Below are 21,412 nucleotides of genomic sequence, written 5' to 3'. Positions count from 1 at the left end.
GCTTGGCATTGATGACATTTGAACCAAAAAAACCGTCTAAAGTTCTGGAAATAATATTAACGACGATAACCTCAGTCTCGCGACGGAATAAGTTGTCCGCGATAAACGCGCTGTGCGAAGCTCGTTTCCAAGCTGGAGAGCAGGATTTCTCCATTAGTCACATCGGGCGACTATGCGAAGCGGAAAATATCATTTCCGCCAGGGGCTTGTATAACAAGGGTTGCGAGGCGCATCGGGACCTAATTGGTGCATGGGCAGCATTTGCTGAGCCAATGTCCGTTGACGAACTCAAGCAACTTCCCGAAGGTCACCCGGAGGTCGTACTTCGAAAGTTGCTTGCAAAAGGAAGTCGCGCTCATAAGCAGCGCAGTTTACGCGCGTTGAATGATGTTTGTCGCAAACATCATGCGACGAGTTCATTGGATTTCGGCTTCGGAACAGTTGGAAACATCTGCGAGCAGGAAGGAATTCTAAAGCGGGCAAGTTTAAAGAGCAAAGATTTCGAGGACCACCGGAATTTGATTCTTGCTTGGGATGCGTTCGCGCGCCCGTGGCACGTCAAAGCGGGAAATCCCATTTTGCCTCCAAAGCGTGTCCAGAAAGCACACGACCTCGAGCTAACATGGGTAGCACGTGACCATCCAGCCTTGGCGGATTGGCAAGCGCTAGCTGTGGAGTGGCTTAAAGGTGAGAAATCAGGTCTTGGTCATAGAATGGCAGCGATAATTGCTTTTTTCGACGTGTATCTGACGCACCCGAAGGTGCCAAAGAAACCCAGAGACATGCTATTGCGTGGAGCGCAGCTCCCAGATTTCAAAGAAACGGCGTGTCCCGGTTCGAGCGCAAGTGTTAGCTACAACAACTGCATTCATGAGATGATTAATTGGGTGCTTTTGAAGGAGTTCAGCTTTGTTTCGGATGACGGGGCGCGTGTTATTTCCCCTGCCTTTCGTAACCCAGTATCTATCGTCAGGAATTCAGGTGGAACATACGTTCCAAGTGAGAGTGTCCGTCGCCCGTTACCTTATGGATATATCGAGGAACTACGCCACATCTTGGCTGCTGGCCAGCACTTCCGCGATTGGAAATTTGCACAACAGGCACTAGGAGCAGATATTGGCGAGAAGGGTGCGCCGGGCAGGGATTGGTTTGACGTCACTGATGACATGGTTGACCGCGATGACCCTGATTGCGTATTGCGAGTACGACCAAGGTACAAAAATAATATTTGCGAGAATGTGCTGCAGATGTGGAGCCCGGTTCGGTGGGTAGCAGTACTGGTGAAGCTTATTGTGCCCATGCGAACGGCTCAAGTTCGCCTTTTGGATTCCGGAGAGTTCGATATGTGGGTATTTGCAAAAGGCAAGTGGTCGCTGAACTCGAATGCGGAACCATTAGTCAGCGGTGGCAGACCGCGGTGCCAGGGTGTTTTACGCAGAAAGATAAACGAGTTGGACGGTTCTGAACAGAACGTGCTTTACGTCAATACGAATAAAACAGCCGATATTGTTAAGGACGGCCCAGACAAGGGCCTCGAGGTTGAGTGGCACACTTCACATACACTCAACGAAGACATCTATTATTGGCTCGAGAAGTTGCGCGACTGGCAGATGAAGTACAACCCTATTTCATGCACGACTCATTGGGCTGAGCTTGATGCGCGGCATATACCCCTTAAGAGCCAGCAACAGTTATCCAGCTACCCAAAGGCCTCTTTTCTTTTCCGGCTGGCCGAAGGCCACGAAAAGGAGTGTCATTTACCAATAACCGATGCCGTTTTATATAGCGCATGGTGTAATTTACTTGAGAACTATCAAGAGCGGCTGGCTGCTAGGGGCGAACTACATGCGAATGGTTCGAAAGTACGTCTAGTGTTTCAGGATAGTAATGGACGGCTTAGCACGCAGTTTCCGATGCACAGTTTGAGGGTGTCGTTGGTGACTGCTTTTGTCCTTGACGGCGCCGTCCCTTTCCCTATCATGCAGAAGCTAGTTGGTCACAGTCGGCTCCTTATGACACTTTATTACACGAAGCCAGGAGCGGTACGAATCAAATCGGTATTGACTAAGGCGGCTGAAAAGCTGTCAGCAGAAAAGGAAAAAGCCGTTAGCGAGTTCTTACTGAATGCTGAGTACGAAGAATTGGTTGAAAAGGCCGTTTGTAATAGCCAAGCAACCTTGGCAGCATCACTTCCTGAACATCCGGCCTCACGAAATGCTGCCGGCTGGATGCTTCTACACATAGGGTTATGCCTGGTTGGTGGAAATGCCAGTGAACTGGAAGACAATAATAAGGTTGGAGGATGTTATAACGGTGGTGCTAACCTTGGTTCTGAGAGCAAGCCATTGTTCGGCCCAGTTCCTGGTGGTAGCCGGAATTGCATACGGTGTCGTTGGTTTGTCACGGAACCACATTACCTACCATCGTTGGCTGCGCACTTCAACACACTGGCCTATCACTTTGACGAGGCTCGAAACAAGTCGATGGCTGCCGAGCAGACACTACAGGAGTTAAAGCGAGAGAAGGCGCGCAAGGAGGTTACGGCAGTCGGGCCGTCCTTCATGGAACACGAGGCACTTCGCAATGCTGAACGTTTATGGGAGACATCAATCAAACGATTTAGCGACCTAGCCGAAGACTTAGTGGCTTGCTGGCGCTTGATAGAACGGTGTCAAGTCCTACTAGACACACCACAGGGCGCCGCACAAAAGTTCTTAGTGCACGGTGCTGTTGGGCGAGTACGCGCTGTATTTGAAGAAACTGAATCCGAACTTTTGCAACTGTCGGGTGTGTGCGAGAACTTAGAATTGTATCCCGACCTTGAAGCTGATAAGGCAGTAATCCGACGTAGTCAACTGCTTGACTCGGCGCTCTATAACGAAGGCGTGTCACCCATGTTCATGAGACTATCCGAACGTGAGCAGCTGTTGGTAGGAAATGCATTCCTACACCGCCTTGCTATAAGTGCGAATCCTGAAAATCCTATTCTTGGCAAACGAGAAGTAATTGAGCTTATTGATGCCGGAAAAAAACTCAGTGAGCATCTTGGCATCGATTTGGGTGAAACCTACCTAGCCACGTTTCCAAATCACTTGAACGCTAACAAAGTCATACCAATTACGAGAATTGTAGATGAAGTCAAAAACTAGCAACCCTGACTCGTTGTTGGACGAGTTGCTTGCAAAAGGAGGGCGACCGCTAAAGCTTCGCAACCTTCGCGCAATCCACGAACTCTGCCGCAGACAATATGAAGCTGGCTTACGAGACATTTCCATCTCAACTATAGGAAAGCTATGTGAGCGTGACGGGTTGCTCACGGCCCGTGGGCTTTATAATGAGGGCATGGTTGATTACAAGGTTTTGATTCTAGCTTGGTCTGATTTCGCGGGCCCGGCAGCGCCAAAGCCGCCGAAGCAACTTGCAAGTGAAGACTATCTCAGCCGCATCGATGACCCCGCTATCCGCGCAATTGTCCAAGGGGTCATAGTGCAAAGAAATAAGCTTAAGGCGCAGCTTAATACTTTAAAAGCGGCCACAACCATTGTTGTGGACCGAAGGCCGACATTGCAAGGAAGTAATTCTTCCGTTTCTACACTTTTTACCGATTCAGAGCGCAAGGCTCTGCTCAAGGCAGTCTCTCCCGATTTTCTTGAAAGTCAAGGATGGCGTGAGGCTAACTTTGGCGAGGTAGTCAACTCCAAAGGGCGTACAGTGTTCGACCCGGGATTTGCGACGGCAGTGAGAAAAATGCTAGGTCATTGAGGCTTTGTTGCAAAAATATACTGAGAGTGTAACGCTTTGCGTCCGACGGAGAGTCATTCTAGTCGACCCTCCCTTTCCAAAAGACGTGCTTTAGCCAGAGGCTTAGTTAATAGGAATTTCACGGCCTCCCCAAGGCGTCACAATGTTACGTTAAAAATATATCTTGGTGCATATCACGAGGATTGGCACTCCAGAAAAAGGGCTGTCTCGCCCGCCCCATCGACGAGCGAAACATACAGGCCAACGCGGCCTACGATAACGGCCAAGGTCGCACGCCCGTCCTGACGAGCTAGGGCTCGATGCGTCCAGCCATTCATATCCACCCTTGAAGGGCTCGGTCTATCTTCCGGATGGGTGTGCCATTCACCTAGATACCGAGTTTCCCCATCGCTTTGTCTCCACATGAGGTCGGCAATCGTTTGATGAGCTGGGTCGTTGCGCTCATATTGCATCCGATGCCGAACATCCCCAGCCAGAGGCGGAGTGGCTTGTATAACCTCTAGGTGCTCACCACGGACGTGACCTAGCAGTACGCCGCCTGCCTCAGTCGCAGTCCGAGAATTTTGGCGATATACATCAAAGGTTTCGAGCACTGATGCTTGAAACAATACATATATCTTTTGGCTTGGCATCTGCCACAAATCTACGAATCGCACGCTGGGCAACCTTCGATACTCGGCGGAGAGGAATCGGGTTGGCAAGTGTAGCCCGGTACCACCACTCTTGTCCGCAACGTGCTGGTTTGATTTCCTGCTGCCCAATCTAACGCCATGTCTAAGGCTAGGCACGCCGCTTGAATCGATACAGTCGCCGGGAAGGGCACATACTCTTGTTCGCAGCCCTGTCCGGCATAGATTTTGGGCATGGGCTCTACGGTTGCATGATACTGACCTTCCTGCGCGTAATTTGCTAAGCAGTAGCCACATGCTTGGCCCCTTTCCGTTTTTAGATGCCCACGGACGGCTATTCCAGGACCTTCAATCCAAGCGGACAGGCGTGCCTGCGCTGCACGATATTTAGGCTCTAGGATATACCCGAGTGACTCCTCCCCGGTCGCGTCGATGACAAGGTCCATCTTCGTCAGGTTGACTTCCTTAGCATCAAGCTGGATAGATTTAACATTAGCGCCTGGTGTATCGCGAAGAAACTTCCGAGCCATTCCTCTAGCCTTATTTTTCCCGACGTCCGAAAATCCCAGGATGTGACGCCCCAAGTTTCCTGTAGTAAGAATATCGTTATCAATCAGCACTAACTCGCCACCGCCGCTACCAGCTCCAGCGCGCACTAGCAGGTCAGCGAGATACCCTCCAATTGTTCCGCAGCCTACCAGAGCAATCCGTTTTTCTGCCAGCGTCTTCATTGAAGGCACGTTCCTTTCCACAATAAATTTGTCATCAATCCTGCTTCCAAAATATGGCATGGCTATACTTTCACGCAGCTCATCCAACGAAACTTTTTTTTCCTTCAGTTTCCCGGATTTAGTGAAGAGAATCACCAAGCTATAGATAAACCGAGGCGACTTTATTGCTACCACTACGCCAGGTGCGCCGCAGCGAACGGTGTTCTTTATAGCGGCTTCAATTCGATAAGATGTTGGGCCATCAAGATGGCGCTGCCAACTCAGAAACTCTCCCAAATTTGAGATGGGCCAATGTACTAAGCTCGCTTGGGGCGGTATCGGTGACACAAAAGCCAAAACCGGGATTCGATTTTGGAAGATATTCCGGCCAAGTGCAGCCGCCTTCATCTTCGTTCGGACTAGGTCATTAGAAAGAAACGCCTGATTGCTTTCGGATTTTTCAAATCCCCAAAGCAAATGCAACGATTTTGATTCAAAGTCGTCTACGTCAAAGAAACAGCTATTGCTGCTGCTCCCCCAGTAAGCGAAGAACTCATCAGCCAAGTCGTCCACTACCGAACCATCAAGTATCTGACCCAAGACGTATTCGGCCCGCTTAACGAACGCAATGGTTTGACCAACAGGGTCAAAAATGTTGATTACTGTAGAGGACCGAGAAAGGTAGCAGAGCCAACCCATTGCGCTTAAATGAGGAGCCACTGCTCCCAAGATACCCGGAATCGCTTTCAGTCGAATCAGCGGAAGCGATGCAAAATCCTTAGCAATATACATTTCACAATCGTATGCACACTCCTCGTGTCGAAGTACTCCTTGGAATTCTAAAAAGCCATCTGAAGTACTCTCGTATCTGAACTCATAATGCGAGAGGGCCTCGACCACCTCGGATATCTTGTTTGTGGCTGTCATTTTGGTCATGCAGACTTGTTGCGCCCGATGATTTCGGATGGTCCTGGAATAGCCGCCGCTGCAAGTACAGCTTCACGGGCCGAGGGTGTAGGTACCCAATAAGGTTGAAATGGAAACCTCTGGCCCAACTGTTCCTGAAGCCAGCGACAAGCCAGTGACGCATCTGAGCAGCTGATTGCCGCGTCCAGGATGTTTGCGAACTTTTCGAACGCTTTGGCGGCCTCTTCAACGCCCTCAATACCCAGCCGTGCCGTCAGCGACTCCGACTCCTCAGTAGGATTATCCACGCCTTCCCGCAACGCTCTGGGTAAAGCTTTGCATACCTCAAGTAATGCCAAATCATCTCGGCCGTGCTTTGCCTCGAACAGCGGCGACGCTGCAGCCATCAGCAAAATGGAAGTTGGGCCGCCCTGACTCCAACGCCAATCGCGATATGCCTTCAAATAGCGAACCACGCGGCGAAGCTGTTCACCTTTTGCATCTACTTCATCTAAGAACCAGTTTTTCAGAGGTCGAGGGTCAGACTCAATCCAGTCCTTCTCGCGGTGTGCAAGAAGCACTTGGTCGTTTGGTAGTGCCGTCCATGCGTCACGCTCCGAACGTGACACGGCTTCTTCAACACTATCCATAACATAAGACGCGCGCGCTTTCAACAGCTCAAATTCGGCATCTGGAATAGCATAAAGCGGGATATCCACGTGAGCGTCGGATGACACTTCAATCCGGATGCACGTTGGCCTCTCAGATTGCTTCCATCCACGCATTTTGACCAGTGGGGACAGCGCTTCTTCTGCTGCGCTAAAGAATAGAGAGGCGGCCTTGCTCGGACGCTTAGTTTGAGTCACAAAACCCATTGGCAGATATGCGCCGTCATCCAAATCGCACTGTTGCGGCATTTGCGCGGGTGCATTGAGGGTTTTGTAAGACCATGAGCCTTGGGTGAAAAATCGCGGAGTAGGGACGTCCGACTCATAGCCGCGTGCCCGCAATACTTTAGGTAGACCAAGCTTCAGACACTCGCGAATCTCTTTACGAGCACTTTCAAGTATGAATTTTTGATAAGGGTCTAAGGTCAGCGCATCCAGAAAGGCTGGGCGCTCTTCGTTATTGTTGCTAAAAAGGACACTTAAATTAAGCATTAGGTATCTCCGAATTTTTATTTGGGCCGTGGTAAAAAGCTGGTTTTTGAGCTATGTGCTTACGGAAGACTTGGAAATTCGCCTCGCCGATTGACCGTTGGAAGGTATGGTTTGCTCGGTCCTTTAGCGTATTTGTGGCCGCCGCTGAGACCTTATCGAGTTTTTTAATATCAGTACTTTGTTCTGGAGTGGGCTTTTCATCGAGGGATACATAATCAGTGCCCAAAAGTTGTTTAAGCATGTAGTCGACCGACGACTCCTGTGCTGATATGACCAAACTGAACAGGCTTTCTCGCCACTGCCAAATTCCCCTGTCGAGCGTTGAGCTATATGGCATGGTGGCTCCGCTTGTCATAGTGCCAATCGACAGAACACGGACGCGAATCTTCCTTGCTGGCGCGATAAACTGGTGCACCTCATGTAATCCGAAAAGTCCAGGAGCGTTTCCAACCAACCCGCCGTCCACATACACGCCCCGATTGTTTTGAGCAATCGGGAAGTATGTCGGCGCCGCCGACGTGGCCAACCCTACGTCCGTCAAGCTCATGCGATGGTCCAGCTCAAAGGATGGGTGGTGTGGGGTTTTAAAGAATTGCCCCATACCGGTTGAGTAGTTTACGGTCGGGATGAGTACACGATGACGTAAATCACCTATTGTCTTGTTGCCGAAAGTTTGACCAAGTAAGTCTCGTAACCCGTGGTTTGAGTGTTTCGCCATGCAAAGGAACCCTGCCCATCGACGCAACAGATTGCGATTCCCGAAAATCTTCTTGCCGTGAACCTCGAACATCGCCTGCAACTGTTCTGCGGGAACTTCTGCAGCCAAGCCAAGTGCAAGCAACCCACCTGCCGACGTGCCACATATCAAGTCGAAGTGGCTCGCTAATGGCTTTCCTAAGAGTGACTCGAGCTGATTGAGTATGGTCGCAGTGTACAAACCTCGATACCCGCCCCCTGATAGGGCAAGAACATGGTACTCCGGGACATCATCGTCCGGAGCGCTTTCATATTTTTCTAAAAATGACATCTAACGCCCCTTGACAAAAAATCTTATCCACAATTAGATTAAAATTAAACAACCACTACATATAGATAATAATGGAAAATAAAATCAACATACGGAAAAATACGGCTTAAGAATGAGTTTTAACGGAAAGAAAACATGCCATTTACCATGAATTGATATAAAACAGCTTACACTAAAAAAATGGTAACATTACTGTTATCCACAATTTTGGGGCCAGAAATGGCACTTTTCAATATGGCCATACCTGACTTCGGCTCCGCAGGAGCCCTTGATACCGAAAATCTGATAATTCTGCTTCGCGACAGAGTACGATTCGAACGTCGTCGACAAAAGTTGTCGCAGGCGGCCTTCGCCGAAAGCTGTGGCATCCCGTTGCGAACGTTTAAGCGCTACGAGTCCACAGGAACCGGCTCCATTGAACTATTGGTAAAGATTGCGCAAGGGTTTGGCCGTGCACGCGGTTTCGATTCCATATTCCCTCCGCAACCGTTAAATCCCCAGCCTCGAGGGATTAATGCCGTGCTAGCTCGATTGGAGAAAAACCTGGAGAAACGCAAGACCGAAAACCTGTAGTAGGTGCTTAGACATCAGGTTGCTCGGCCTTGTAATCTTTTCACAGCAGTTCCAGCGTCACACCCTTGCGACGCAGTTCGGGTGCACGGACGGCCGCTGCACCGACAACGTCTGGCTGGGCAGAAACAGCCGCCGCTCCAGGACTGCGTCGTCGCAATCGACCGGCAACGGCGATGTTAGCCCGGGCATCGTGGCGTGGGCCACTTGGTCGGACACCATGGAATGCGAGACGTTGATGATGCGGGCGATTTCCCGCTTGGAGCGGCCGTACTCGAAATGCAGTGTAGGCGCCGAAGCTGTTTTGCTTTGACTAACATTTTGTACCCTAAACCCGACGAGGTTGCCGACTCTAGTGAGCAAATCCGCGCTGGAAGATGGCGTTTCATCATCACAAAACAATTTCACATCGATAATGTTTCTTTTTATGCAGTTAAATCAAGGGTGTCTTTTTTCGCCTCATGAATTATACTGTATGTACATACAGTATTTTTGCAAAAAATCTTCCAACCCTAACCACGTGACTAAATTCAATGCTGTGCCCACCCCTCACCCAGAGCGATTCCGCTCGCGCGCTTTTACAACTGCCTCTACAGGACGTATGGCGTGCGAGCGAACTCGCTCTGTCGAGGTCGACGACCTGCACAACCGGCCATGCGATTTTGGATGCGGAGCTGCCAAACGGTGGATGGCCTAGGTCCGCTTTGGTGGAGGTACTGCTTCAACAGGCGGGCATCGGCGAAATGCAGTTACTCAAACCTGCTCTCGCCAAGTTGGCAATCACGCAACGCATCGCATTGATTCAGCCGCCATATCTACCGCACGCTATGACGTGCAAATCCTGGGGTCTTGTCGACCGCAACCTGCTTTGGCTTCGGCCGAGCAGTTCGGCCGATGCTCTCTGGTCAGCGGAGCAAATCTTGAAAAATGGCTCGTGCGGTGCCGTCGTGCTTTGGCAGTCGAACGTCCGCGCAGAGTCCTTAAGGCGGTTGAACCTGGCAGCCCAAAGCACCGACACCTGGCTTTGGCTGATGCGACCGCTTTCAAGCAGCGCCGACTCGTCGCCGTCACCGCTTCGAATCGCGCTTCGGCCGGCCCTTGGCGGTGTGTCGGTCGACATTATCAAACGTCGGGGGCCTCATTGTGAAAACCCCTTTTTTATACCGCTTGCGGACATGCCCGCTGGTCGTCAGCATCTGGATGTAGACCATGAAATTACTGTTAAGCGTGTACCTTCCACTACTGCCATTAGAAACGCTGCGGCCATCCTGGTCTGAGCCAGGTCCGTATGCAGTAATGCATCAGGAGCAGGTCTTGGCAATATCGCCCGGTGCCGCGCACAGCGGCGTGCGCTTGGGGATGCGCATTGGGGGCGTGTCGGCCATCGCACCTGCTACGGTGATACTAGAGCGCAGTCTTGAGAAGGAGGCCTTGGCGCGGGATGCCATCGCTATGGCTTTGTTGCAGTACACCCCAGAGGTAACGCTTCAAGATGACTTCTCCATCCTGATGGATGTGAGCGCCAGCCTGCGTTTGTTCAAAGGGCCGCATGCCATCTGCGGGGCCATAGCTCGCAGTATTGCTGCGCTGGGTTTCACCGCGCGCCTTGGGGCCGCGCCTACCGCGCAAGGAGCGTGGCTGCTTGCCAGGAGTTTTCGCCGCAAAGGTACCGTGTTCCGCCGGCGCGCGCTGACTATGAAATCGCTGGAACGCATGCTCGACAGACTGCCGTGCGGATTACTACCCGCCGCCGCAGCATACGACGAATGGCTGGCCGGCATTGGAGCCAAGAACCTCGGTGCATTGCAACGTCTGCCACGCACCGGCCTTCTTCGACGCACTAGCAAGGACCTGCTTGCGAACCTCGACCGAGCGTATGGCCAGGCACCGGAGATGTTCGAGTGGATTAAGGTCCCGTTGACGTTCTCCGAACGGGTTGAGACCTTTGACCGTATCGAACATGCTGATGCACTGCTGCATGGCGCCACGCGACTTATCCTCCAACTCGTGGGTTGGCTGACGTCACTCCAACAAGCGGTCCGTGTTTTCACCATTGTTTTGGAGCATGAGCGCGGGCGTGCGGCGATGCCTCCGACTGAACTCGAAATCGCGCTTGCAGAGCCAGCCTGGCACGAGGCCCACTTGGTGCGCTTACTCAAGGAGCGCCTTAGCAAGGTTGAGCTCATCGCGCCGGTTATCGCATTGCGACTCGACGCCAAAAAAATTGAACCAATGCTTCCTCCTAACGAGTCCCTGTTCCCAGAGCCAGGTGGGGCGCCACAGGACTTCCACCGGCTGCTTGAGCTGCTTACTGCACGCCTCGGTGCCGAGAACGTGCTGACGCCGGCGGCAATGCAGGATTACCGGCCCGAGGTCTGCAACGAATGGGTGCCACTTACGGAAAAGTATCGCAAATTGGATGGCGATGAAGTCCTGGAAGGACGCCCGTTCTGGCTCCTGCCAAAACCGATTCCACTGTTGATGCGTGGCGAGCGGCCGTTCTACGGGAGCCCGTTGAAAATTATTCAAGGTCCGGAGCGTCTCGAGGCAGGATGGTGGAACGACCAAACGGCGGCACGCGACTATTTCATTGCGCAGGGCACCGACGCGTCCTGCTACTGGGTCTATCTCGAACGGACGAAGGAAGCCCGCTGGTATCTACATGGCCTGTACGCCTGAGCTATGAGCACATCCCACCTCCCATCGCCGGCTCCAGTACTGCCAGACTATGCCGAGCTTCAGGTTTTCAGCCACTACACGTTCTTGCGGGGAGCATCGGCTCCCGAGCAGCTGGTCGCGCGCGCCGCAAAGCTCGGGTACGCCGCCATTGCGATTACAGACGAATGCACATTGGCCGGTGTCGTCAAGGCACACACCGCCGCCAAGGAGCTCGGAATCCACCTTGTCATCGGCAGCCAGATGACTGTGACACCAGAGGATGGCAGTCCGCCCTTCGTTCTCATCATCCTGGCGACGAATAAAAATGGATACGGGAACCTCAGCGAATTGATTACCGTCGCACGAACTCGTTCAGAAAAAGGGACTTACCTGGTGCTGCCCCGCGATATGGCCTCGCCGGTTGGTGACCTGGTACATCTACGGAGCCTGCCAGATTGTCAGTTCATTCTCGTGCCGAAATACAACGCCAGCTACGATGAGGTGGAACGCCAAGCTGCGTGGTTAATCCAGTGCGTTCCCGGTCGCGCTCGCATCGCGCTCACCTTACACCACCGCGCCCAAGACGAAAAGCATCGGCAACTGGTGTCCGGTATATCTGAGGAGTTCGGGATGCCCATCGTCGCGACCGGCGATGTCTGCATGCACGTCCGTTCATACAAACCGCTTCAGGACACGATGACCGCCATCCGCCATGGCGTTCCGGTCGCGCAATGCGGGTACCGGCTGGCGCCAAACGCTGAGCAACATCTGCGTTCCCGAGTACGCCTGGGTAACCTCTACTCGCGGGAAGCGCTCGACGAATCGGTCCGGGTCGCGCAGCTTTGTGAATTCTCACTCGATGAGCTGCGATATGAATATCCGCAAGAATTGGTTCCTGACGGCGAAACGGCGACGTCGTACCTTCGCAAGGAGGCATACATTGGCGCGCACTGGCGCTTTCCGGCAGGTATCCCAGAGAACGTCCAGGCGCTACTGGAACGCGAACTGGCCATCATCGCCGAACTCCAGTACGAATCGTATTTTCTAACTGTCTTTGACATCGTGCGGTTCGCCAGGTCTCAGCATATCCTCTGCCAGGGCCGTGGCTCGGCCGCAAACTCGGCTGTATGCTATTGCCTGGGTGTCACGGAAGTGGACCCGTCGCGCGGCACGCTATTGTTCGAACGGTTCATCTCAAAGGAGAGAAACGAGCCGCCTGACATCGACATCGATTTCGAGCACCAGCGGCGTGAAGAGGTCATTCAGTACATTTACAAGAAATACGGTCGGATGCGTGCCGCCCTTACCGCCGTGGTCATTTCGTATCGACCGCGCAGCGTGCTACGCGATGTCGGAAAGGCCCTGGGCGTTGACCTCTCGGTCGTCGATAAGGTCGCGAAGGCCTCCCACGGCTGGGGTGGGAAATCAGACCTTCAAGAGCGCCTGGTCTCATGCGGCTTCGACCCAAACTCACCCATCGCTGAGAAGTGGGCGGAGCTGGCCGACAGGTTGATGCGTTTCCCGCGCCACCTTTCACAACATCCGGGCGGGTTCGTCATCTCCCACACCAAGTTGTCCAGGCTGGTGCCTATCGAAAACGCTGCGATGGCGGAACGTAGCATTATCCAGTGGGACAAGGACGACATCGATGCCGTCGGTCTCCTCAAGGTCGACGTGCTCGCACTCGGGATGCTGTCGTGCATTCGGCGCGCACTTGACTTAGTGTCTGAGCAGCGTGGAGCGCGGTTCGAACTCGGCGACGTTCCTGCTGAGGACCCCGCGACATACGAGATGATTTGCCAAGCCGACACTGTAGGTGTATTCCAAATCGAGTCGCGCGCGCAGATGTCGATGCTGCCGCGGCTTCAGCCCCGCACGTTTTACGACCTGGTCATTGAGGTCGCCATCATTCGTCCAGGGCCAATTCAGGGCGGGATGATTCATCCGTTTCTTCGTCGGCGGCAGGGTATCGACCCGGTGTCGTACCCGAGCCCTGAAATAGAATCGGTCCTTGAACGCACCTTGGGCATTCCGATTTTCCAGGAACAGGTCATGCAAATCGCCATGGTTGCAGCAGGATTTTCACCTGGGGAAGCTGACGCCTTGCGCAGAGCTATGGCGGCATGGAAGCGCAAAGGCGGTCTCGAGCAGTTTGAAGACAAACTCATGCACGGCATGGCGGATAGGGGCTACACAGAGGAGTTCTCGACATCCATCATCGGCCAAATCAGAGGGTTCGCCGAGTACGGTTTCCCCGAGTCTCATGCCGCTTCTTTTGCGCTCCTGGCGTATGCGTCAAGTTGGCTGAAGTGCCATGAGCCAGCAGCGTTCCTGACCGCGCTGCTGAACAGTCAGCCAATGGGGTTCTACTCGCGTTCATCTCTCGTACAGGATGCCTGCCGCCACGGCGTCGTGGTGCGCCCAGTCGATGTGTCTGTTAGCAACTGGGATGCCCAGCTCGAACCCATTTCCGACGGTTCGCCGCCGGCTGTACGCCTGGGCCTCAACAACATCAAGGGCCTCGAACAGGAGGCGGCCTGGCGCATTGAGGAGGCGCGCGCCATTGAGCCGTTCGAAAACACGTCCGACCTGGCGGCACGCGCGAATCTGAATGCCGGCCACCTCAACGCACTGGCGAGCGCCAACGCCCTTGAATCGCTCTCTGGCAACCGCCGCCAAGCATTGTGGGAAGCGGTAGCAAGCGTGCCTGACAAAGGGCTGCTACGGTCCGCCACGGTCGTTGAAGAGCCAGTCGAGATGGAAGCGCCGAGTGAAGCGGAAAACATCGTGGCCGACTACAGGCACCTGGGACTGACACTGGGACGCCACCCGCTTGCACTCCTGCGCCCGCGACTCGCTGCAATGAAGTTCCTACCTACGGAAATCTTGAACCAATTCGACAATGGTCGATTGGCCCGCGGCTGCGGCATCGTCACGGTGCGCCAGCGGCCGGAGACCGCCAAGGGCGTGGTATTCGTGACAATTGAAGATGAGTCCGGCACCGTGAACGTCATTTGCTGGCCCAACCTTGTCGAGCAGCAGCGCAGGGAGCTGATGGGTGCCAAGCTACTTGGCGTCTACGGTGTGTGGCAATGTGAGCGCAACGTACGGCACCTGGTTGCAAAGAGGCTTGTGGACCTGAGCCACATGCTCGGGGAGCTGGACACCAAATCTCGGAATTTTCATTGAATTCGAGCGGCGGAAGAACCCATCCAAAGATGGCATTCGGCGGCTAGCCGTCGACGCTCGTAGTTATTCCACTGTCCACAATCTCTTGTCGTACCGGCCACGTCGCTCTTCGAGATAAGATTGCAAATGTTGGACAACTACCTCATCCTTGCTACGGAAAGAGTTGCATCGCATGCATTCCAAATCGTCCCAAAAATCGGTAACAGATTGAATCATTTGCTCCAAAACAATTTTCTGGACGGTAACGTTATCAAATGATGGGTGTTTCGGTGCGTCATGTGGCACAGAAATGTTAAACAGGCCGGCCTGAATAACGGTACCAGGCGCAAGCCAGCCGAACCACAATGTGGGTGCTAGCTCGTGCACACGCTTTGCTGAACGACCATCACCATGCCGTATTGCGTTTCCAAGATGCTGTAACAAATCAAGGTCATTATACGAATCGAACGCTATCATGGGGACAGTGAGCAGCCGCTGAAAATGACACTGCAGGCTATCAGCCTTAGTGGGCCTAGTATACCTGATGGGCGCAGTGGATTCAGTGGACCAGCTAGCATTTTGCAGCTTATCCATTTCGCTTCCACCATTTAGACGCCTCTCTCGGGAGATGAGTAAGCTACGGAGCCCTCGCTCCCACATTGATTGAACCGCGAGAACGTAACTCTCGACGGTCGTCTGAAACAGGTCAGCTAGATGACTCTCGTAAAACACAGAGCCAGGCTCGCCGCTTCGCACGCTCTCTTCAATCTCGCGGTCTAACGCCCGCAGCGATGGAAGGACTACGATATCCCTAAATAGCTGCAATGAGCGAGCATGGGCCGTAGGAAGACCTAGTGACTCATGGTCTAAAAACACGAACTGTTGAGGGTCGAGAGCTGATTCACTCATAAAACCTTTCATATTTGATATTCTGCCGTTCTGAACAATAGCAACTGTTGGCACGTTCCATACCTTAGAGTAACTGGCGTCGCTCGGCCGGGGGAAGTGCAGATTCCAAACGGCCATCGAGGAACGATATGCAATCCTGCCAGACTACCCAGATATAGTACGTAAAGAATATCCGGGTCCACATGCAATGTACAGAAGTCAAATTCTCTTTACTGAGAATGAAAAAACAATGGACGCCGGTATTCCAAAATGCCGGATAAAATTAAACATCTACATTCAACTCGGAGAAGGTTCTCGCCAAAAGTGGCGTAATGGGCAGGTTCAAGTGCTATTTCACGGCGTGGCAATCATCGGAGGCATTGCTGGCGGTTTGCCGGGCAACTAGGTAGGTCGTGGGAAGAGCCCCGCCGCGACTGCCAACCGCGCGGGCATCGGCGAGTCAGCAGGCGCGGCGTCGGGTTGGGCGCCGCCCTGGATTACAAGTCCAGTTCCATAGTTGAATAGGCCAAACCAGTCCATTGGTAATGCCGAACGAATGGCCGATATACCTCCAACTTTTTCCACATAATCATTTTCTATCGCTGTGAGCCAGCCTACGGTTTTAATGCCCAAGTGAGGTTTGCCACCAGCATAGCTTGGCCAACCACGAGAAGAACTAAACCACTAAACGAGCGCCCCAGGAAGACTCTACACTACCGAACACCGGCTCAACGATTTGAACATTGTGTTGCGTTGACCGATTGAATCCGCAATCCAGCATGAGCATTCGAGGATATTCATCGCCGGCCTTATAGGCCGACAACTCGACGCTGGAGTATGATGGCGAGAGGCTAATATCGATGCAAAAGGCACTATGAATATTGAACTCGGCGATGAGGCGCAAGACGAATCGGAAGCGGCGCTCTTTGCCGCGCTGCCATTAGATTTCCCACGTCCAAGCAACTTAGGGGCCATTTCAGGCGCCCAGCCTAAATTTTCCATGAATCGGTACCAAGGCCGTTTCTACAGCCCTGGCTGCTCGCCGCCGGAGCTACTCGAGCGCTGGAACAACTGCGAAGACCTTGCGCAACAACTCGCCGTAACGTCCCTTGAGTCCAAGGCCGGGAAACGCTCGCACATGTCAGAGACTGAGATTCTCGACCAATATTTGCCGCGGCTGATTGCAACGGGCTGGGTATCCGAGCCAGAGGCGAGGTGGGTAATACGTCGAACCGCTGAACTGGTCGGATGGCACGTTCCTCCATCCGCCGCGAGTTAACGAAAGCCGCACTCAGGCGGCTTTCGTATAGCTCGTGGCAACCTGTTGCGTTTTCGGCGCCAAACTGGACAGATGTTTCACGTCAAACTGGTCACTGATTGCGCTCCAAACTGGACAGTTTGAAGTGGCCTGAGTAGGGCCCACGGCAAGTGGATAAATGTGGTCTGTTAAACTGAGCTGGAGGCAAGGACGTTCGCGAATCGTAGTCAATTGTCGTGACATTTGCGCACCAAGTTGCTATTGTTGCAATTTGGCAATATCAACAGCAATTGAGTCAATGCAAACATCGCTCGTTTCCCTCATTCAGCAGCATCGCCCCCGCCGTGCCCTCCTCACCAGTTACACATTCAGTGTCTCGTGGTTCGAGACCTTCGCCCTGCCCGCGTTAATGCGCAATGGCTGCGAGCAGATTGACTTGCTCATTGACTGTCGCAGGGCTAACGACTCTACACAGGAAACTGCAAGCCAATATGCGGGCAGCGCATACAGGGTTATTCCTGTGCCAATGACCGGGAGAGGAATTTTTCACCCGAAGATTGCTTACTTCGAACATTCCGAAATCGAAGCCTTCGATACCCTTCTCATAGGTAGTGGCAATCTCACTCACGCAGGTCAAGGGAAAAACCTGGAAATCTTCGATGGCGTAGCTCATGACCGGCATCCCCATGTGTTCGGTGAGTTCGCTGATTTTATGGCCGAGCTTCAAGCGCGCTGCCAGTTCTCCACGGAGAACCTGAAGGCTCTAAGACACTTCGAAGCTCGCGCGCGACTCAAAGGTAAGACCGACCTGCCTGCGGACCACGAGTCCCGCACAACGTGGCTCATCCACTCCTTGAGTCATCCAGCCTCGAGTCAGTTTGCCGACCTCGTGATGGGAACGCTAGAACATCCGGAGTTTCTTAGGGTGCTGGCTCCTTACCATGCACCGTCAGGCAGTCCTGTCGCGCACCTGGCACGCGAAATCGGGGTTACCGACATCTCTATCGCACTGAGTGGCGGCCGCTCGGTTGCCCCCTTTGAGGAAGACAGTCTTGAACTTCCTGATGACGTCAAGTATGTCATCCCGCTGACTGCTAATGGCGACCGGTTCGCCCACGCCAAGCATTTTGAAGTGCGGTCCGCAGAAGCCTCCTTGCTGATGACCGGTTCCGTCAACGCCACGGTGCAGAGCTTGGAGACCTGTAAGAACGTTGAGATTTCCCTAGTTCGTAAAGTGCCGGTGTCGCTGCTCGATTGGAAAGAAGTTACCCCGGCAAGTTTTGAACCTTGCGTATTCAGGGACGAAACGAACACAGAGAACCTGTACGCACTTCAAGCCTCGTGGACCAGCACCAATTGGGTCGAGGGTACGCTCACGCCTGCCAAGGCGGCCCGGACTATGGACTTGTCTATCTGGGACGGTGACACGTGCCTCACCACGCATGAGCATATTGCGGTGACAGCTGACGGGGCATTCAAGGTTCGGATGACGACCGTGCCGAACACGGAAGACGCATTGGTCCTCCAACTGGAAGATGCAGAGCTTTGTGCGCGCGGTTGGCTCAACATAGAGTACGCCCTGGGAGGCTCTCTTTTAGACAGAAGTCTGTTGAGGTCGGCAAACAAGCTCCTCTCGGGCGATTTCTCAGAAGTCGAACTCAAAACCCTCTTCGCGTGGATGGAAAGTTTGCTTGCACGCAGTGTCAACTCAGGTTCCTCAAGGACGAAGTCCAGCAGCGGTGAGCAAACGGTCGAAGACGTTTCCACGACGGTAACGACGCTTGACGATTACGATGAATGGTTCCGCGAGGCGCTCACCGACAACTATGGTGCATCCACAGTCAACGTGACACGAATAAGCATGGCTGCGGCATATGCTTGGCTCAATCGCGACTTGTCGCCTCATTCTGCCGATAAAGCTCCCGCGAAGAAAACTGATTCAGAGCCAAAGACAAAGCCGTCCCTCGGAAGTGATATCAATCTGCTGGACACTGCTAGGTCCGAATACCGCCCGAATGATTCGTCGGCCAACAAACAGGAGCAGGCGAACCTCAAAGGCGAGGAGCTGTACAACAAGCTGCTTGAGAGCGTTCCTTGGGCTCTGGAGCGCGACAACGCATCAGCAATGGCTGCAATGGTTGTAATGCTATCGGCTGGCCAAGCCCTAAAGCGCACGCTTGCCACACCTCTGCCATACCCAGGTGTCGATAAAGGAGACGCACGCTACATCGTTCGCCGGGCAACGGAATTCTGGCTTACGAAATACTCGAAGTTCAGCTATAGCCCGCGCAATCGCGATGGCTTACTGTCAACATTCTGCGCATTGGCATGCGCCACGTTGCATTACAATCCCAATACGGCACCTGAGACGCTTAACGAAGCCATCCAGGCGCTGGCCCAGAGGTTCGTACCAGCGGAAGAGATAAGGGCCTCAGCACGGTTGGGGCTGACCTCCGCCGGATTCCGTCGCGTGCCCTCGGCGGACCACGATGCTATCATCGGAATGGCCACTCAGATTTCCGAGGCAATGACGGTCACACATCAACTCACCACGCTGCTGCGAGACCTCTTTATTTATGGTGCAACCTCGACCCGAGTGCCTGACACTTACGCCCCAGCGTTTGTGGAGCTCCGGAGCCGGGCCAAGAGCACGCGGCTCGGAAACAAGAAGTTTGCCGTTGTCCAAAGCGCAGACGAGTCAAACCCTCACTGCCCGGTATGTAGCAGCACCATCAGCAAAGAAGACATGCGCTCATTGCGGGTGAACCGTTACTTCAAGTGCAGCGACGTCAGGTGTCAAACACCACTGTTCTACGGTCTTCCCACGACTGAACTCAAAGAGCTCGGCTTGGGCGACCACTTCAGGACTACTTAACTATGCTCGACCATCCTCGCTTTGGCCAAATACCGCCCGTGACTGGCGGCGGTGACCCGCTCGGCACCTCCCCAGTTAATGAGATGCTGTATCGCACCACCTTGCCGGCGGTAAATAACGTTATCGAATTCATCCGCGTGTACAGTGCGCTTTGCTGGATGATTGGCATCATTCAGGAGACTGCTTCCCGTGATAGGAGTAAGTCACTGCTAGAGCTCACAAACATCGGCCTTGAGAAAATCCAGCTCCTTATCTCGTGGCACTATTGGGGCCAAGGACTCAAAGGTCTGGCAGGCAACGGCCGTGTCTTCACCAAGGACGCGGTTCCCGTGGAGCTACGTTTTCATACGCTGCTGGACAACAACGCTCGTATCGCGCTGGAGATGAACCCCGACGCAAAAATCGCAGAAGGCGGCCACTTCCTCAAAGCCGCCCAATATCGCCCCAGCCTAATAAACGGTTTTGCGTTCGTAAAGATGTCCCGCCAAGTACACGGCACGTATCACCTCAATCCTTCCGGCGAAGAAATGGCCGCAGCGTACGAGAATGCAATCGGCAAGCACCCGCTTCGCGCTTGGCTGGGGGACTTGAGTAAGAACTTTGCATCGTACGAGGACGTCAAGAAGATGTCGAAGATGCTGAACCTGCTGGAACCTTCCCCGGGCGAGAAGCAGGCCTTTCTCACACACTACTACCCGGCGGCGGACTACAGGTTTCGGGCTCCCAACTGGCGAAACCGCCATGCGGGCCTCACCCTGGCGTTACGCGCAGCGGCAGCTGAGACAGTGGAAAACAGTCACAGCAAGGGTCGCCCGGTCAACATGGATGTTATTCGGCACACGATGGCTTCAGGCATCGCGCGCGATGGCAAGCCGTTGGACCTGACGAACATCGAAGGCATCCATGGCATCTGGTCTAGTCTACAGTTGCGGCAAGTATTTCGGAAAGCGATGGATGTGCTGGTTCGCTGTGTCGAAAGCTGGATTAAAGACGCGGAAATCTATCAAAGGCCCCGCCAGATTCCGGACTGTGCGCAAAGCCTCGGACTGAAGCTCGAGCAGGCTCTACCTGAGGAACACCGCTCCTTCGTATCCCGCACCATCACTATGTTCGAAGAGCTGCGCGGGGATTTCCCTTCTATGGGCGCGGCAGCTCCTACCGTACCGCAGTTGCGCCTCTGGAATTTCCAGGAGAAGCTGCGCAACTTGGAGTCCTTCACCACCGGGTCGGATGAGGAAACGGAAGCCTTGAGTATTGCCTACTACACACTACTGTTTTGCATGCTGGAAGTAGAAAGCCTTGAGAAAAACCCGCACTTTATGTTGCAACATAAAGGCACCGAAGACCTGCCCTTGGCCCCGTTTTGCAAAATGTTACGCAACTTCGAGAACAAGTCTCCTGCTCAGCTAATGGCGCATGTTGTTCAACACAACATCATCTCCCAGCACTTCAAGGTCATTCGCCGCCGTACTCAAGACTTCCACAACCGCTTCCGATTCATGAATGGCGACAATGGATTGGAACGAGCCCTTCACGCGAGCAATCTCTACGAACCCGCCGAGCTCCAGGACCTACTCGAACACGCCCTGTATCTCCTTGACCAATGCGGCCTGGTTAAGCTCGATGACGAAGGTCTGTTTGCTATCACTGAAGAAGGCCTTGAGCGCGTTGCTCAGTATGAACCGCCCTTGTCTCCGGAGGAAATCGAAGAGCTCAATTCATCTGGCAATCTAGGTGAATTAGAAAAAGATGAGCTCGAAGCGCAAAATGAAAACGAAGGACTCGACGAGACCGAGTAGCA

The 21,412-nt window shown here is 53.5% G+C and carries 15 protein-coding genes; 9 read left to right on the top strand and 6 right to left on the bottom strand.

Going from position 1 to position 21,412, the window contains the following annotated elements:
• The first annotated feature begins 11 nt into the window (after positions 1-11).
• Together gmtZ and gmtX are read left to right on the top strand one after the other, a co-directional pair.
• Entirely contained in the window at positions 12-3,149 is a 3,138-nt protein-coding gene (gene gmtZ / locus CNX70_RS18705; protein WP_244199190.1) for a gamma-mobile-trio integrase GmtZ, read from the top strand.
• The gene (gene gmtX / locus CNX70_RS18700; protein ID WP_096236035.1) at positions 3,133-3,762 is read left to right on the top strand and encodes a gamma-mobile-trio protein GmtX; all 630 of its coding nucleotides are present in this window, start codon (positions 3,133-3,135) and stop codon (positions 3,760-3,762) included. The genes gmtZ and gmtX overlap by 17 nt, the downstream gene beginning before the upstream one ends.
• A gap of 173 nt (positions 3,763-3,935) precedes the next feature.
• Here the strand turns inward: gmtX and CNX70_RS29300 are convergent, their stop codons facing one another.
• Genes CNX70_RS29300 through CNX70_RS18680 form a run of 4 tightly spaced genes read right to left on the bottom strand, consistent with a single transcriptional unit; the run spans position 3,936 to position 8,194 of the window.
• Positions 3,936-4,394, bottom strand: coding sequence for a Mov34/MPN/PAD-1 family protein (locus tag CNX70_RS29300; RefSeq protein ID WP_167389683.1), 459 nt, complete (start codon positions 4,392-4,394; stop codon positions 3,936-3,938).
• An 11-nt stretch (positions 4,395-4,405) separates the two neighbouring features.
• Complete coding sequence (locus CNX70_RS18690) at positions 4,406-6,037, bottom strand: ThiF family adenylyltransferase (RefSeq protein WP_096236031.1); 1,632 nt, start codon at positions 6,035-6,037, stop codon at positions 4,406-4,408.
• Positions 6,034-7,167: a CBASS cGAMP synthase gene (locus CNX70_RS18685; RefSeq protein ID WP_096236029.1), complete on the bottom strand. Its 1,134-nt coding sequence runs from the start codon at positions 7,165-7,167 to the stop codon at positions 6,034-6,036. The genes CNX70_RS18690 and CNX70_RS18685 overlap by 4 nt, the downstream gene beginning before the upstream one ends.
• Positions 7,160-8,194 (bottom strand): CBASS cGAMP-activated phospholipase, encoded by a 1,035-nt coding sequence (locus tag CNX70_RS18680; protein WP_096236027.1) that lies wholly within the window; start codon positions 8,192-8,194, stop codon positions 7,160-7,162. The genes CNX70_RS18685 and CNX70_RS18680 overlap by 8 nt, the downstream gene beginning before the upstream one ends.
• 219 nt (positions 8,195-8,413) lie before the next feature.
• On the opposite strand from CNX70_RS18680, the gene CNX70_RS18675 reads away from it, so the two are divergent.
• The 4 genes from CNX70_RS18675 to CNX70_RS18655 all read left to right on the top strand — a co-directional run bounded on the left by CNX70_RS18675 (position 8,414) and on the right by CNX70_RS18655 (position 14,611).
• Positions 8,414-8,767 (top strand): helix-turn-helix domain-containing protein, encoded by a 354-nt coding sequence (locus CNX70_RS18675; RefSeq protein WP_157751143.1) that lies wholly within the window; start codon positions 8,414-8,416, stop codon positions 8,765-8,767.
• 530 nt (positions 8,768-9,297) lie between these two features.
• A complete protein-coding gene (gene imuA / locus CNX70_RS18665) occupies positions 9,298-10,041 on the top strand; it encodes a translesion DNA synthesis-associated protein ImuA (protein ID WP_096236021.1) in 744 nt (247 codons plus the stop codon).
• Positions 9,974-11,443: a Y-family DNA polymerase gene (locus CNX70_RS18660; RefSeq protein WP_096236019.1), complete on the top strand. Its 1,470-nt coding sequence runs from the start codon at positions 9,974-9,976 to the stop codon at positions 11,441-11,443. Before imuA ends, CNX70_RS18660 begins: the two co-directional genes overlap by 68 nt.
• Positions 11,444-11,446: 3 nt before the next feature.
• Entirely contained in the window at positions 11,447-14,611 is a 3,165-nt protein-coding gene (locus CNX70_RS18655) for an error-prone DNA polymerase (RefSeq protein ID WP_096236017.1), read from the top strand.
• Positions 14,612-14,674: 63 nt separating this feature from the next.
• Here CNX70_RS18655 and CNX70_RS28330 read toward each other — a convergent pair whose 3' ends face one another.
• Both CNX70_RS28330 and CNX70_RS29295 read right to left on the bottom strand, forming a co-directional pair.
• Positions 14,675-15,184, bottom strand: a complete 510-nt coding sequence (locus CNX70_RS28330) for a hypothetical protein (RefSeq protein WP_157751141.1) — start codon at positions 15,182-15,184, stop codon at positions 14,675-14,677.
• 696 nt (positions 15,185-15,880) lie between these two features.
• Entirely contained in the window at positions 15,881-16,111 is a 231-nt protein-coding gene (locus tag CNX70_RS29295) for a type VI immunity family protein (RefSeq protein WP_096236013.1), read from the bottom strand.
• Positions 16,112-16,352: 241 nt separating this feature from the next.
• Between CNX70_RS29295 and CNX70_RS18640 the strand changes: the two genes are divergently transcribed.
• The 3 genes from CNX70_RS18640 to CNX70_RS18630 all read left to right on the top strand — a co-directional run bounded on the left by CNX70_RS18640 (position 16,353) and on the right by CNX70_RS18630 (position 21,410).
• Entirely contained in the window at positions 16,353-16,757 is a 405-nt protein-coding gene (locus CNX70_RS18640; RefSeq protein ID WP_096236011.1) for a hypothetical protein, read from the top strand.
• Positions 16,758-17,034: 277 nt separating this feature from the next.
• Entirely contained in the window at positions 17,035-19,611 is a 2,577-nt protein-coding gene (locus tag CNX70_RS18635; protein WP_096236009.1) for a phospholipase D-like domain-containing protein, read from the top strand.
• 2 nt (positions 19,612-19,613) lie between these two features.
• Positions 19,614-21,410 carry a hypothetical protein gene (locus CNX70_RS18630; protein WP_096236007.1) on the top strand — a complete coding sequence of 599 codons (1,797 nt, stop codon included), beginning with the start codon at positions 19,614-19,616 and terminating at the stop codon, positions 21,408-21,410.
• The last annotated feature ends 2 nt before the right edge of the window (positions 21,411-21,412 follow it).

This window comes from Janthinobacterium svalbardense (assembly GCF_002327145.1).
In the GTDB taxonomy this organism is placed as follows: Bacteria; Pseudomonadota; Gammaproteobacteria; order Burkholderiales; family Burkholderiaceae_D; genus Janthinobacterium; species Janthinobacterium tructae.
Note: the sequence above shows the minus strand (reverse complement) of the source record. Positions and strands in the feature narration are given on the sequence as shown.